Annotated in this window: 1 protein-coding gene; it reads left to right on the plus strand. The window is 45.0% G+C overall.

Annotated features, from left to right (window positions below):
- Positions 1-6 precede the first annotated feature (6 nt).
- On the plus strand, positions 7-258 hold a 252-nt coding region (locus SB754_RS21250; protein ID WP_410784322.1), incomplete at its 3' end, for an NAD-dependent epimerase/dehydratase family protein.

Below are 258 nucleotides of genomic sequence, written 5' to 3' on the forward strand. Positions count from 1 at the left end.
TCCCACATTGTAGATTTGCTGCTGGGAGAGGGCTATGAGGTCGTCGTGATCGACAACTTCATGACGGGCCGAAAAGAATATGTCCCCCCTGCCATCAAGCTATATAAAATGAACATTACTTCTCCCCAGATCGAAAAAATATTTGCGAAAGAAAGGCCAGATTTTGTGATGCATCTGGCAGCCCAGATTGATGTGACCAAATCAATCCAAAATCCGGTGAAGGATGCCGAGCATAACATTTTAGGTACGATTCGCATC

The sequence above is a fragment of the Leifsonia sp. SIMBA_070 genome, from assembly GCF_046534635.1.
Taxonomy (GTDB): Bacteria; Actinomycetota; Actinomycetes; order Actinomycetales; family Microbacteriaceae; genus Leifsonia.